Raw genomic sequence first — 13,426 nt, 5'->3', positions numbered from 1 at the left:
GGGTCCGGTGGCAGGGGACGCTGCAAGTACGTCCATGTAAGCTCGGTCGCCGCATCCATGCGGCTCACGCCCCTGCCACCGGACCCACCCCGCCTTCGACAGTTTCCCGCGGCTGTCGGAACGACATTCTGCTTTGGTGGGTGTCGACCTTGGTCGACACGGCGGACGTCATGAACGTCTGAAGGATCGGCTTTTGATCTTGATTTTTCTGATCTTTCCCGTGGTGGTGCAGGAAACTGTCCGTGGCCGGGAGGGTGGGTTGGCTGGGGGCGTGAGCCGCATGGATGCGGCGACCGAGCTTACATGGACGTACTTGCAGCGGCCCCCAGCCAACCCACCCTCCCGGCCGACCCCGAGATCGTGCCTGAACCACCACGGAGGGGCTTCGCCGTTGGCCGGCCCGGCCGAACGCCCGCCCTCCGCGCGATACAATGACCTCCATGAACACCCCACAGGATTCCAGCCTCGGTCGCGAGGTCAGTTACCCGTCGCAGTACGACCCCGGCCTGCTGTTTCCCATCCCGCGCAGCGGCGCCCGCGTCGAGATCGGCCTCGATGACGCAGCGCTGCCGTTCGTCGGCCACGACCGCTGGCACGCCTTCGAGCTGAGCTGGCTCGATCCGCGCGGCAAGCCGCAGGCGGCCGTCGCCACCGTGCTGGTGCCGTGCACCTCGCCGCAGTTGATCGAATCGAAGTCGTTCAAGCTGTACCTCAACTCCCTCAACAGCACCCGCATCGACAGCGCCGAGGCGCTGCGCGCGCGCATCGTGGCGGATCTGTCGGCCTGCGCTGGTGCGCCGGTCCAGGTCGAGTTCGGCCTGCCGGAGCTGCGAGAGACGCCGCTCGGCGAATCCATCGACGGGCTGGACGTGGAGATCGACTGCTACGGCCCGCCGCAGGCCGACTTCCTCGCCGCCGATGCGGGCGAGGTGGTGGAGGAGACCCTGGTCTCGGCGCTGCTGAAGTCCAACTGCCCGGTCACCGGCCAGCCGGACTGGGCCACGGTCAGCCTGCGTTACCGCGGGCCGAAGATCGATCGCGCGGGCCTGCTGCGCTACTTGGTCAGCTACCGTGAACACGCCGAGTTCCACGAGCAGTGCGTTGAGCGGATCTTCAGCGAGGTATCTGCGCGCTGCCAGCCACAATGGTTGGAAGTGGAGGCCCGCTATACCCGCCGTGGTGGCCTGGACATCAACCCCTGGCGCGCCAGCCCCGGCATCACCGCCCCGGCTGCGACCTACCGCGAACTGCGGCAGTAACCGGTAGTGCCGGCCGCTGGCCGGCTTTCCCTTGCCCTGGACGCGGGTTCCTTGCGGTTGCCGGCCGCTGGCCGGCAACCGCAAGGAACCCGCGTCCAGGGCAAGGGAAAGCCGGCCAGCGGCCGGCACGACCGGACACCGTCTCTCCCGATTGTTCAGTCGCCCCCGGGGGCGGCTTCACATCTGCACCATCCCCATTTAACAACCGCCATGGCACCGTGCCAATCACGTAGTCATGCAGACGGGAGTTGTGGATGAGTACCGAGAAGAAAGCCGATTTCTCCGGCGTCAGCAGCAGCGTCGACAGTACCGCCGAACAGGCACCGAAGGCGGACTTCTCCGGCGTCAGCGCTTCGGTGGACAGCACCGCAGACGTTGTCAGCGGCGGCACCTATACCGTGCAGAAGGGTGACTCGCTGTCGAAGATCGCCAAGCAGCATCTGGGCGACGCCAATGCCTGGAAGAAGATCTTCGAAGCCAACCGCGATGTGCTTGATGACCCGGACAAGATCTTCCCGGGCCAGACCCTGAAACTGCCGCCGAAGTAAGCCGGCCAGAACGCCGTCCGACAATCCCTGGGAGGAACCCCGAATGATCAAGACCACCCCGCTCCAGACCGCCCTGATCGCCGCCCTGCTGGGCAGCGTCGCCCTGGTCGGTTGCAAGAAGAAAGAAGAGTCGACCGACAACAATGCCGCTCCGGCAGCGACTGCTCCGGCCGAACCGGCAGCACCGGCCCCGATGACCGGCGCGCCGCCGCCGATGGCCGAAGCCGCTGCTGTCAGCGTCTCGTCGGTCACGGTCGGCAAGACCGCAGCCGCCGACAAGTCGGTTGCGACGACGGCTTTGTTCGCGCCGAAGGACGACATCATCGTCTCGGTCAAGACCGACGGTGCTGCCAACAACGTCACCGTTGGCGCGAAGCTGACCTACCAGGACGGCCAGGTGGCCGGCGAACAGAATGCCACGCTGAACACCAGCGGTGCGGAAACCACCAACGTCACCTTCAAGAATGCAAAGGGCTGGCCGGCCGGCAAGTACCGCGCCGAAGTCACCGTCGATGGCAAGGCGGCCGGAACGCCGCAGGAGTTCGAGGTCAAGTAAGTCCAGCCGACTCTCTCCCGGCAGGGCTCACGATGGACGCAGCCGCGAGGCTGCGTCCTTTTTTGTTGGATGATGGTCGGCTTCATCCAGGCGTCGATGGATCACAGCGTTGCCGGCATGCAGTACCGCCGCGTATGGCGTGGCTTTGCCCCGCGCGGCTGAAAACGCGACAATGCAGGGGTTTCCCCGCCGCGCGCCCACCCTGACGGCGACGGGGGAAAGCGCGGGGGCCAACCCCGCGCGCGACACGGTTGCACGTGGCCCGGCGCTGGCGCCGGCCTTCCCCTGAGCATTGCTACAGAGTCCAAGTCCCCCATGTCCAAGATTCTCTACACGCTGACCGACGAAGCCCCGTTCCTGGCCACCCAGTCGCTGCTGCCGATCGTTGACGCCTACACCGCCACTGCCGGCATCGTGGTGGAAACCCGTGACATCTCGCTGTCCGGCCGCATCCTGTCGCAGTTCCCGGAACTGCTGTCCGACGCGCAGAAGGTCAGCGACGACCTGGCCGAGCTGGGCCAGCTGGCGACCACCCCGGACGCCAACATCATCAAGCTGCCGAACATCTCCGCCTCGGTGCCGCAGCTGAAGGCGGCCATCAAGGAACTGCAGGACCAGGGCTATCCGCTGCCGGATTACCCGGAAACCCCGGCCGAGGACCAGCAGCGCGACTACAAGGCGCGCTACGACAAGGTCAAGGGCAGCGCGGTGAACCCGGTGCTGCGCGAAGGCAACTCCGACCGCCGTGCACCGCTGTCGGTGAAGAACTACGCGCGTAAGCACCCGCACCGCATGGGCGCCTGGTCGGCCGATTCGAAGTCGCACGTCGCGCACATGGCCGCCGGTGATTTCTACGGCAGCGAGAAGTCGGCCACCCTGGGCAACGCCGGTTCGCTGAAGATCACCTTCCATGGCAACGACGGCAGCACCGTCGTGCTGAAGGAAAAGACCGCGGTCAAGGCCGGCGAGATCGTCGACGCCGCCGTGATGAGCCGCAAGGCGCTGGCCGCGTTCCTCGGTGAGCAGATCGCCGATGCCAAGGCCCAGGGCGTGCTGTTCTCGCTGCACCTGAAGGCGACCATGATGAAGGTCTCCGACCCGATCATGTTCGGCGTGGCGGTCAATGAGTTCTACAAGGACGTGCTGGCCAAGCACGCCGACGTGCTCAAGCAGGCCGGTTTCGACGCCAACAACGGCATCGGTGACCTGGCTGCGCGCCTGCCGTCGCTGCCGGAAGCCACCCGTGCTGCGATCGAAGCCGACCTGGCTGCCGAGTACGCACAGCGCCCGGGCGTGGCCATGGTCAACTCGGACAAGGGCATCACCAACCTGCACGTGCCGAGCGACGTCATCGTCGACGCCTCGATGCCGGCGATGATCCGCGACTCCGGCAAGATGTGGAACGCCGAAGGCAAGCTGCAGGACACCAAGGCCGTCATTCCGGACCGCTGCTACGCCGGCGTGTACCAGGCCGTCATCGACGACTGCAAGGCGCACGGCGCCTTCGACCCGGCCACCATGGGTTCGGTGCCCAACGTCGGCCTGATGGCACAGAAGGCCGAGGAGTACGGCTCGCACGACAAGACCTTCCAGATCGCTGCCGATGGCGTGGTCAAGGTCACCGACGATGCCGGCACCGTGGTGTTCGAGCACGCCGTGGAAGCCGGTGACATCTGGCGCATGTGCCAGACCAAGGACGCGCCGATCCAGGACTGGGTCAAGCTGGCCGTCGAGCGTGCCCGCCTGAGCAGCACCCCGGCCGTGTTCTGGCTGGATGCCGCCCGCGCCCACGACGCGCAGGTCATCGCCAAGGTCGAGCAGTATCTGAAGGACCACGACACCAACGGCCTGGACATCCGCATCCTGCCGCCGGTGGAAGCGACCGCGTTCTCGCTGGACCGCATCCGCAAGGGCGAGGACACCATCTCGGTGACCGGCAACGTGCTGCGCGACTACCTGACCGACCTGTTCCCGATCATGGAGCTGGGCACCAGCGCCAAGATGCTGTCGATCGTGCCGCTGATGGCCGGTGGTGGCCTGTTCGAGACCGGCGCCGGTGGTTCGGCCCCGAAGCACGTGCAGCAGTTCGTCGAAGAGGACTACCTGCGCTGGGATTCGCTGGGTGAGTTCCTGGCCCTGGCCGCGTCGCTGGAACACCTGGGCAACCGCTATGACAACGCCGCCGCCCGCGTGCTGGCCAAGGCGCTGGACGAAGCCAACGGCCAGTTCCTGGACAACGACAAGTCGCCGTCGCGCAAGCTGGGTGGCATCGACAACCGTGGCAGCCACTTCTACATCGCCCTGTACTGGGCGCAGGCGCTGGCCGCGCAGGACGAGGATGCCGCGCTGAAGGCACGCTTCGCCCCGCTGGCCAAGGCGCTGACCGACAACGAGCAGAAGATCGTCGACGAGCTGATCGCGGTGCAGGGCAAGGCCGTGGACATCGGTGGCTACTACCGCCCGGACCTGGCCAAGGCCAGCAAGGCGATGCGCCCGAGCGCGACCTTCAACGCCGCGCTGGAGCAGCTGCGCGGCTGATCCTGCGCCGTTCGCCTGCTGCAACATGGAAACCCGCGCTTCGGCGCGGGTTTTCTTTTTCCGGGGCCGTGGGGTCAGATCCCTTTTGCGCGCAAAAGGGATCCGACCCCGAGCGATGAAAACCGTGACATCCGTCAGCTGTCGGACTGCCGTCAACGGGGCATGAAACTTGCCCGCAATGGCTGTCGCAGAACCGACAGAAGGGGGCGTGCAACCGCCTTCAATCTGAGCAGTCGATCACGACGGTCTTCGTCGGCAATATCCTAGCCTTGGCGACGCGAGACCACCGGGGAGGTGGTCGCCCGGGGACACGGATGGCACGCGTGCTGGTAGTGGGAACCGATATCCAGGGCGAGCAGGCCCTGCTGCAACGGCTGCGCCTGGCGTCGGCACTGCCGGACGGCCAGGTCCGCCGCAGCCGGGACCTGGACGATTGCGACCTGCTGGTCATCCGCGATACCCCGGCACTGCGCAACGCGGCCCAGCGCATGCGCCAGCAGCGACCGCGCCTGCAATGCTGGATCGAGGACAACGGCGGCCAACTGCGCGACGGCGACGGACACCAGGATGTGCTCGACGACGGTGCCATCGGCCGCGCGCTGCGTCGCATGCAGTTGGCACCGGAGCCCCTGGCCATGCCCGCACCCGCACTGATACGTCTGGCCGATGGCGCACACGCCATCACCCGCCTGCTGCGCGAGCGGTTGCCGCTGCGCCATGGCCAGGCACTGTTGAGTGATGCGGGCGAGCCTTTGCTGCTGATGGATCTGGAGCACGACCAGGCCGTGCTGTTGCAGGAACCCGCGAGCGCGCTGGTGGAGCGCCTGGCCGATGCTTTCGAACGCCTGCAGCTGGATGCACTGACGCCAATGCGCCTGCAGGCGCTGGCTGGTGAGCGATCACGCCAGCCGCTGCGGCCGCTGTTGTGGCAATGGGCGCAACGCAGCCGCCACTGGCAGGCACTGGACGAACGCCTGCGCGGCGCTTCGGTGAAGCTGCTGCGCTGGCCGGATTTCCGCGTACTGGGACACGACCACGATGGATTCCGCCTGTGCTCGTTGCTGCTCAAGCGCGCGTGCACGGTTGAAGAATGCGCGATGCTGCTTGAGCTGCCGGCGGCGGCCGTTCGCGATTTCATCCACGCGGCCTACCTGTGTGGCTACGCGCAGCTGCAGGCCGCCCCGGCGACGCCGATGATGGCGACCGGTGGCACCCGCACCGACAACGGACTGCTTGCCCGCCTGTGGCGGAACCTGCGCGGGAGTGAGCGCAATGCGTGAGCACAAGGTGGTGGTGCTGGGCGGCATGGGCAGCGGCAAGTCGACGCTGGTGCGCAGCATCGCGGCCGGCGCGGTAGTCGACACCGATGTGGCCAACAGTGATCGCCTCGGTGCCGACAAGGCCTCCACCACCGTCGCGCTGGACTATGCAGACATCGACCTGCCCAACGGAGAACGCCTGCGTCTGTACGGAACGCCCGGCCAGCAGCGTTTCGATTTCCTGTGGCCGATCCTGCTGCAGGGTGCACGGGGCGCGGTGCTGCTGCTGGACGCACGGCGCGCCGGCATTGCCAGCGAGCTGCAGGACTACCTGCAGGTGCTGCAGCCGTTCGCATCATCCCTGGCACTGGTCGTGGCCGTCACCCACCTGGACCAGGCACCACAGGCGGCGCTGGATGACTGGGCCACGCACGCCTGCCTCGACGACCAGCCGCTGCCGTTGCTGGCCGTCGATGCCCGTGACCGCGAACAGGGACTGCTGCTGATGGATGTACTGATGAGCGAAATGGAAGCGCACGCACTGGTGGCCGCGTATGGGTGACGGGCAGATGGCGGTACTGCCCGATGCGGGCCAGCGTGAGCGCCTGCAGCCGCTGCTGCAGGACCTGCAGCAGCGGGTGGAAGGCGTCCGCACGGTGGTGCTGGCCAGCGTCGATGGTTTTGCCTTGGTCAGCGCCGGTGCCGAAGGGCGCGGCGAACGGCTGGCGGCGATGACCAGCGCGATGCTGGCGTTGGCCGCAGCGGTGGGGCGCGAACTGGTGCTGGGCGATCTGCAGACGCTGATGCTGGAAGCGATGGGCGGGAAGGTGCTGATGCTGGCAATCCAGGCCGAAGGGCGTGCGCCGCTGCTGCTGATGGCGGCCTGCGACCAGCGCAGCGTGATCGGGCAGGTGCTGTGGCAGAGCAGGGAATGTGGCCAGGCGATCCTGGCCGAACTCGGCGGATCGTGAGCCCGGCCGCAGGGGAACGAGGGGCTCGAACCAACATCGACAAGGGGTGCGACGTGGCTGGATTGAATGAATCGTTGAACGCACTGATGGGCATCGACGGCGCGCAGGCAGTGGCGCTGGTCGACTACGAAAGCGGCATGCTGCTGGGCGAAGCCGGTGCCGGCATGGACATGGAAGTGGCCGCCGCCGGCAACACCGAAGTGATCCGGGCCAAGATGAAGACCGCCGCCTCGTTGAACCTCAATGACAGCATCGAGGATATCCTGATCTCGCTGGGCAAGGCGTACCACATCATGCGACCGGTCGCGAAGAAGAAGGGCCTGTTCTTCTACATCGTGCTGGACCGGACCAAGTCCAACCTTGCGCTGGCCCGACGCAAGGTGCAGGACGTAGAGGCCGAACTGGCGATCTGAGCCGGTAGTGCCGGCCGCTGGCCGGCGTCTGCATCGATCCATCGACGGTCCAGGTGCTGCCGGCCAGCGGCCGGCACTACCTTCGCACTCGACGCCATTGCACACGCCAGCGTATGGTGAAGCCGGTCCTCCCGGCTGAGTCCTGCATGTCCGAGCCTGATATCGATGCCGAGCTGGCGTCGCGCATCGCTGGTGCCATCCACGCTGGCTTCGAGCAGTACCACGCCCGCTTTGCGGCGATCACCGCCCGCGCGCGGCAGCGTTTCGAGCAGCGCGACTGGGCGGGCGCGCGCCGGGATGCAGTCGAGCGCATCGCGTTGTACGACCTGTGCATTGCCGAACAGATGGATGCACTGCGGCGCCTTGCCGGCGAAGCGGTCGGGGAGCGCGCACTGTGGCTGCAGGTGCATGCACGCTACAGCGAATTGCTGCGGGGGCTGATCGACGCCGAATTGTACAAGACGTTCTACAACACCCTGTCGCGGCGCTTGTTCTCCACCCGTGGCGTGGATCCGGCGCTGGAGTTCATCGCCTTTGACGTCGAGCCGTCCGATGCGATCACCCATCCGGTCGCGCGGCATACCTACGCGGTTTCACCGACGAGGCCGGTGGAGGCCCTGCAGCGCGTGTTGGCCGATTATCGCTTCGACATTCCGTATGCGCACCAGTTGCGCTGCGCGGCGGCCATCGCCGTGCGCCTGCAGGATGATCTGGCCCACTGGGGCGATACGCCGGTGCGCAGCATCGAGCTGCTGGACACCGTGTTCTATCGCGAGCGCCGCGCCTATCTGGTGGGCCGCGTGTTCGGCGAGCACCGCTTCTCACCCTGCGTGATCGCACTGGTCAACGATGAGCGTGGACTGCGTGCCGACGCGGTGCTGACCCGGCGCCGCGACGTCGCCCATCTGTTCGGCGTGTCGCGCAGTTATTTCCAGGCCGACCTTGCCACGGTGGGCGATGCGGTGGTGTTCCTGCGCAGCCTGCTGCCAGGCAAGCCCATCGATGAGATCTACACCGTCCTGGGCCGTGCCAAGCAAGGCAAGACCGAGCGCTACCGGACCTTCTTCCGCCACTTCAACGAGCATCCGCAGGAGCGGCTGGTGCCCGCCGAAGGCACACCTGGCATGGTCATGGCGGTGTTCACGCTGCCCAGCTATCCGCTGGTGTTCAAGCTGATCCGCGACCGCTTCGCGTGGCCCAAGGCGATGTCGCGGCAGCAGGTGGAAGAGAAGTACGCGCTGGTGTTCAACCTCGACCGTGTCGGCCGCCTGCTCGATGCGCAGCCGTATCGCCACCTGCGCTTCCCGCGCGACCGCTTCGCACCGGCCTTGCTGGAGGAGCTGCTGCAGCAATGCGCGCAGACCGTGCGGGTCGATGGCGACCATGTGGAAGTCGCACTTTGCTACGTACAGCGTCGCTTCCGTCCATTGAACCTGTACCTGCGCGAGCAGGGGGGCGAGGCGGTGCGCGCAGCGGTACTCGACTACGCGCAGGCGATCACCGACATGGCGCGCAACAACATCTTCCCCGGCGACATGCTGCCGAAGAACTTCGGCGTATCGCGGCATGGCCGAGCAGTCTTCTACGACTACGACGAGCTGTGCCTGGTCAGCGACTGCGTGTTCCGCGCCTGGCCGCAGCCGCGTACGCCGGAGGAAGTCATGGCCGATGAACCCTGGTTCCATGTCGGTCCACGCGACGTGTTTCCCGAGCGCTTCGGCCCGTTCATGGGCCTGCCCGCCAGCGAACTGGCGGCGGTAAGGGAGCACTACCGGCACCTGTTCGATCCGGCGTGGTGGCAGGACCTGCAGGCGCGCTTCGCCGAGGGGAACTATCCGGATACGCCGCCCTACGCGGCGGCCCATCGCCTGGCCTGAACGGCGTGGCGTGAAGCACGTGCCGGTCCGGTCAGGACTGCGGTACGCTCGGTGCTCACTTCATCACCACGGATCCGGCAATGATGCGTTCCCCCCTGTTCCTTGCGCTGGCCCTGGCGTTCTCCGCAGGTGCCCCGCTGCTGCCATCCGAGGCCGTCGCCCAGAACGCGCGCGCCGTGCGCGCCACCGCCGAGATGAGCATGGCGCTGTCGGGCAGTATCGATGTGGCGGCCGACGGCTCGGTCAGCGCGCTGGTCCTGGACCAGCAGGCGATGCTCGCACCGGGTATTGCATCGTTCGTGGAAGGCACCATCCGTGGATGGCAGTTCGAGCCGACGCTGCGCGATGGCAAGCCGGTGGCGGTCCACGCACCACTGCGGGTGCGCCTGCGTGGCAAGGAGCAGGACGACGGCAGCTACCAGGTCAGCATGACCAGTGTCGACTTCAGTGAGTATGACCCGAAGGCTACCGATTCGGTGACCCGGAAGAACATGCCGCCACCGCGCTACCCCGAGGATGTCTTCCGCAGTGGCGGGCAGGGTGATGTGCTCCTGCTGGTCAAAGTGGCCCGCGACGGGACCGTGGCCGACGTCATTGCCGAACAGGTGAACATGACCGTGGTCGCGCCGGAGCGGACCCTGGCCAAGATGCGCGACCTGCTCGCCAAGGCCAGCATCAGCGGCGCCCGAAAGTGGACCTTCGTCCCGCCCACGACCGGCGAGAACAGCACGCGCGACTTCTGGACCGTACGCGTGCCGGTGAACTTCGCCCTGAACAGCGACACCGGCAGCAACGGCAATGCCCAGCCGGAGCGCTATGGCCGCTGGCGTGCCTACATCCCCGGCCCACGCCAGGCCGCACCGTGGCGCAAGCCGGATGCCGTCGAACAGGCGGGCAGTGATCTGCTGCCGGCCGGGGGCGTGTACATGGTCGATGGCACCCAGCGCGGCCTGCGCCTGCTGACACCGTTGGCGCAACGCTGAGCCCGGCGCGGCGAAGCGGTCGGCCAGGCCGGCCGCTTTTCAGTCCGCGTACGGGTAGACCACCACCCGGTTGCGGCCTTGTTCCTTGGCCATGTACAGGGCCTTGTCGGCCAGCCGCAGTGCCTGCTCGGCATCGACGTGGAAGCTGGGGAAGTGGGCCACGCCCAGTGACACGGTGATGGTGCCGACCGGCTCGAACGGATGATCGGCGATGTGCTGGCGCAGGCGCTCGCCGGCCTGGCGCGCCGAGTCGGTGCTGATGCCCGGCAACAGCAGCAGGAATTCCTCGCCACCGGCACGGCAGAGGATGTCGCTGTCGCGCGAGTAGCGGCGCATCTGGTCGGCGATATGGACGATGGCGGCGTCGCCGACGTCATGGCCGTGGCTGTCGTTGATCGATTTGAAGCGATCGATGTCCAGCGCCAGGATCGCGAACGGAATGCCCTGCACCTGCAGCGCATCCAGCGCCTGCTGCAGGCCGCGGCGATTGAGCAGGCCGGTCAGCGGATCGGTACGGTTGGCGCGGCTGAGCGTGCCGATGCGGTCCTGCAGCGCGTTGAAGCTGTGCAGCACCGCCTGCTTGAGCTGGGCCACCTCGAAGTACCAGGCGCGGATGCCGCTGACGTGGCTGATCGCGTTGCCGGTGTCCTCGCCACCCTGCACGTTTCGCGCCAGCTGCCACAGCGGCATCGAGATGCGGCGGGCGAACCACCAGGTGACCAGCAGTGACAGCAGGCCGAGCGGGATCGCATTCCAGATCACCGCGGTCATCAACCGCGACAATGGCTGCAGCGTGGCCTCGGTCGGCCGCTGGGCGATGATGCCCCAGCCGGTGGCCGGTACCGGTGCATAGCCGGCCAGCATCGACACGCCCAGGTTGTTGCGGACCTGCTGCGCACCGCGTTCACCGCGCACGACTGCCTTCACCGCCGGGTTGCCGACCACGTAGTCGCCGACCCGCTTGCCATCGGCGTGGTACAGCAGGCGGCCATTGCGGTCCACCACGTACAGGTACGAGCCGTCGCGGTAGTAGTGCTTGCCCAGCAGCGTGTGCAGCGCACTGCGCTGGCGCAGGTACAGGGTGCCGCTGACGTAGCCGCGATAGCGGCCCTGGCGATCGAAGATCGGGTGCGACAGCGAGACCAGCAGCTTGCCGGTGGTCGACTGGTAGGGATCGCTGATCATCGGCTGGCGCGCGGCCAGTGCGGCGTTGTTGCCGGCGCTGTGCAGGATCTCGCCCTGCAGCTGCAGGGTCTGCGGCGAGGTGGCGATCACCAGGCCGTCGGCGTCGACCACCAGCGAGGAGTTGAAGCTGTTGGTCTGCAGCTGCAGCCGGCTGGCTTCATCCTGGGCCTGTGCCGGATCGAGATCATTCTGGCCGAGCCGGGTGGCGGCGTAGGCCAGCTCCTGCTGCGCGGCCAGCAGGAAATTCTGAGTGGTCTCGGCCAGCTTGGTGGCATAGACGCGGTTGGCCTCCAGCGTGTTGCCGACCAGCTGGTCGCGCTGCACGCGGTAACTGGCCAGCAGGGTATTGGCCAGGGCGATGATGGCGCTGAGCAGGGCCAGGGCGAGGATCAGCTTGCCCAGGTTGAGGCGGGGGGACAGCGTTCGCATGCGTCGACGGATCCGGCAGGAGGCTGGACCCGACCGGTTCTCCGGAAGGGGCGACAGCGGGAATCGGTGGCCACGCCCTTGGGGCCGGGCAGGGTATGGGGCGAATTATCGCCAAAAGTCAGCGGCGGCAAAGTGAAACAGGTCGCCCTGCAGCCAAAAAAAAACCTGCCGCAGCGGGCTCGGTGCCAAGACGCGTGGGCGCAGGGCCAGTCTGGCTGGTCAAGGAAATCTACAACTATTCGCATGGTACCTGCCCTCGGGAACTGAAAGCATGGTGCGTTTGGAGGATGCACGTTCATGCGATATCTGCTGCAGAGCTTGAGAGTTCTTCCTTGTGCAACCCATCGAAGCCACTTTGTCGAATCCCATCTTTCGCGGGTTCGCATGCACCTGAATGCCGGTGACCACGCTTCGGCCGAGGCCGTGATGGCGGGGGGGGCGGCTGAAACCCATGAGCACCTTGTCTGGCGCCTGTCGGTGGAACGCCGGGTTGGTCGATGGATCAAGACGTGGACGCAGGCGTTGCCACAGTCCTCTCATCCTCTATTGGTTTCTGCATATGCGGACATCAACAAGGCATGGACAGTCCGCGGTGAGAGTTACGCAGCGGATATCCCGATGTTGCGGCGACGCAGATACCCCGGGATCATGATGCAGGCATATCGGAAGCTCTCGGACATCGTGGCCCAGGAGCCTGGCAATGCAATGGCGCTGGCTGGCCTGATTCACTGCAACGTCGTGGTCGGCGCAGGTGACGGAAACAGGGAGGAATGGCTCGATGCGGCGATGGCGGCCGAGCCGTTCCATTGCCCATCGATCGTGCAGTATGCGAGAGGGACATGGCAGCGCTGGGGAGGCAAGCCCGATGATCACTTTCGATTTGCCGATTGGGTGGTTGAGAACGCACCCGCTGGTAGCTGCTCGCACATCGTGGCTGCACAAGCGGTGCTGGATGACGCCCTGACCGCGGCAGAAAGCTTCAGCACGATGCGAGGAATCTCCCGCCATCTCGGAAACGAGGAAACCGCTGCGTGGCTACGCCGCGCAATACTGAAATGGGCCGGTGCCACGCCCGAAACCCTGGAGTGTCGTCTGCAGGACATTGCGTCCGTTCATGGCGACAGCTATCACGGGGTCTGCATGGAGACATTTGCTTTTGCGGCGTACTTCGAGGGTGCGAAGGACGAGGCCCGCCAGCTGCTGATCGCATTGAGGGGGCGATTGCAGGCTGATGTATGGGAGATGCTCTTGCCCTCCATTCCCGGCTGGCTGGCTGCTGTTGGCCTCCGGCATCGGGCGGCGCACCTGGCGCATGATCGCATCTGTCGTGATCTGGAGATGGACCCGCGGCAGATCTGCCGATAGCTCCATGGTGCCCATGGACGGGAGCGCTGGTTCCAATGAAAAG

The 13,426-nt window shown here is 66.4% G+C and carries 12 protein-coding genes; 11 read left to right on the top strand and 1 reads right to left on the bottom strand.

The annotated features are described in order from the left end of the window. Nucleotides 1–440: 440 nt before the first annotated feature. From queF to ACM0PY_RS09470, 10 genes are all read left to right on the top strand, one after another. A complete protein-coding gene (gene queF / locus ACM0PY_RS09515; protein ID WP_134972913.1) occupies nt 441–1,259 on the top strand; it encodes an NADPH-dependent 7-cyano-7-deazaguanine reductase QueF in 819 nt (272 codons plus the stop codon). A gap of 254 nt (nt 1,260–1,513) precedes the next feature. Next, nucleotides 1,514–1,807, top strand: coding sequence for a LysM peptidoglycan-binding domain-containing protein (locus ACM0PY_RS09510; protein ID WP_049410686.1), 294 nt, complete (start codon nt 1,514–1,516; stop codon nt 1,805–1,807). A gap of 43 nt (nt 1,808–1,850) precedes the next feature. Next, nucleotides 1,851–2,363: a hypothetical protein gene (locus ACM0PY_RS09505; protein WP_111102215.1), complete on the top strand. Its 513-nt coding sequence runs from the start codon at nt 1,851–1,853 to the stop codon at nt 2,361–2,363. Nucleotides 2,364–2,678: 315 nt separating this feature from the next. Continuing rightward, nucleotides 2,679–4,901: an NADP-dependent isocitrate dehydrogenase gene (locus ACM0PY_RS09500; protein ID WP_180885485.1), complete on the top strand. Its 2,223-nt coding sequence runs from the start codon at nt 2,679–2,681 to the stop codon at nt 4,899–4,901. A 314-nt stretch (nt 4,902–5,215) separates the two neighbouring features. Next, a complete protein-coding gene (locus ACM0PY_RS09495; protein WP_134970514.1) occupies nt 5,216–6,181 on the top strand; it encodes a hypothetical protein in 966 nt (321 codons plus the stop codon). Beyond that, entirely contained in the window at nt 6,174–6,722 is a 549-nt protein-coding gene (locus ACM0PY_RS09490) for a GTP-binding protein (RefSeq protein WP_005419763.1), read from the top strand. The genes ACM0PY_RS09495 and ACM0PY_RS09490 overlap by 8 nt, the downstream gene beginning before the upstream one ends. After that, nucleotides 6,715–7,131: a roadblock/LC7 domain-containing protein gene (locus ACM0PY_RS09485; RefSeq protein ID WP_005419762.1), complete on the top strand. Its 417-nt coding sequence runs from the start codon at nt 6,715–6,717 to the stop codon at nt 7,129–7,131. The genes ACM0PY_RS09490 and ACM0PY_RS09485 overlap by 8 nt, the downstream gene beginning before the upstream one ends. Before the next feature lie 53 nt (nt 7,132–7,184). Beyond that, nucleotides 7,185–7,544, top strand: coding sequence for a hypothetical protein (locus ACM0PY_RS09480; protein ID WP_005419760.1), 360 nt, complete (start codon nt 7,185–7,187; stop codon nt 7,542–7,544). A gap of 146 nt (nt 7,545–7,690) precedes the next feature. Then, nucleotides 7,691–9,421, top strand: coding sequence for a bifunctional isocitrate dehydrogenase kinase/phosphatase (gene aceK / locus ACM0PY_RS09475; RefSeq protein ID WP_180885483.1), 1,731 nt, complete (start codon nt 7,691–7,693; stop codon nt 9,419–9,421). A gap of 80 nt (nt 9,422–9,501) precedes the next feature. Then, nucleotides 9,502–10,404: an energy transducer TonB gene (locus ACM0PY_RS09470; RefSeq protein WP_138952281.1), complete on the top strand. Its 903-nt coding sequence runs from the start codon at nt 9,502–9,504 to the stop codon at nt 10,402–10,404. Between the two features lie 39 nt (nt 10,405–10,443). Here the strand turns inward: ACM0PY_RS09470 and ACM0PY_RS09465 are convergent, their stop codons facing one another. Continuing rightward, entirely contained in the window at nt 10,444–12,018 is a 1,575-nt protein-coding gene (locus ACM0PY_RS09465) for a sensor domain-containing diguanylate cyclase (protein ID WP_005419756.1), read from the bottom strand. A 297-nt stretch (nt 12,019–12,315) separates the two neighbouring features. Between ACM0PY_RS09465 and ACM0PY_RS09460 the strand changes: the two genes are divergently transcribed. Then, on the top strand, nt 12,316–13,383 hold the full coding sequence (locus tag ACM0PY_RS09460; protein ID WP_414609379.1) for a hypothetical protein: 1,068 nt from the start codon (nt 12,316–12,318) through the stop codon (nt 13,381–13,383). The last annotated feature ends 43 nt before the right edge of the window (nt 13,384–13,426 follow it).

It is taken from the genome of Stenotrophomonas sp. BR163, assembly GCF_047520985.2.
GTDB lineage: Bacteria > Pseudomonadota > Gammaproteobacteria > Xanthomonadales > Xanthomonadaceae > Stenotrophomonas > Stenotrophomonas sepilia.
This window is presented reverse-complemented; position numbering and strand designations above follow the sequence as displayed.

What these genes read in the sequence shown, in the direction of transcription:
- aceK (WP_180885483.1), top strand. Translation starts at nt 7,691, where the DNA reads ATGTCCGAGCCTGATATCGATGCCGAGCTGGCGTCGCGCATCGCTGGT.
- ACM0PY_RS09490 (WP_005419763.1), top strand. Translation starts at nt 6,174, where the DNA reads ATGCGTGAGCACAAGGTGGTGGTGCTGGGCGGCATGGGCAGCGGCAAG.
- ACM0PY_RS09500 (WP_180885485.1), top strand. Translation starts at nt 2,679, where the DNA reads ATGTCCAAGATTCTCTACACGCTGACCGACGAAGCCCCGTTCCTGGCC.
- queF (WP_134972913.1), top strand. Translation starts at nt 441, where the DNA reads ATGAACACCCCACAGGATTCCAGCCTCGGTCGCGAGGTCAGTTACCCG.
- ACM0PY_RS09470 (WP_138952281.1), top strand. Translation starts at nt 9,502, where the DNA reads ATGATGCGTTCCCCCCTGTTCCTTGCGCTGGCCCTGGCGTTCTCCGCA.
- ACM0PY_RS09485 (WP_005419762.1), top strand. Translation starts at nt 6,715, where the DNA reads ATGGGTGACGGGCAGATGGCGGTACTGCCCGATGCGGGCCAGCGTGAG.
- ACM0PY_RS09505 (WP_111102215.1), top strand. Translation starts at nt 1,851, where the DNA reads ATGATCAAGACCACCCCGCTCCAGACCGCCCTGATCGCCGCCCTGCTG.
- ACM0PY_RS09495 (WP_134970514.1), top strand. Translation starts at nt 5,216, where the DNA reads ATGGCACGCGTGCTGGTAGTGGGAACCGATATCCAGGGCGAGCAGGCC.
- ACM0PY_RS09465 (WP_005419756.1), bottom strand. Translation starts at nt 12,018, where the DNA reads ATGCGAACGCTGTCCCCCCGCCTCAACCTGGGCAAGCTGATCCTCGCC.
- ACM0PY_RS09460 (WP_414609379.1), top strand. Translation starts at nt 12,316, where the DNA reads ATGCGATATCTGCTGCAGAGCTTGAGAGTTCTTCCTTGTGCAACCCAT.
- ACM0PY_RS09510 (WP_049410686.1), top strand. Translation starts at nt 1,514, where the DNA reads ATGAGTACCGAGAAGAAAGCCGATTTCTCCGGCGTCAGCAGCAGCGTC.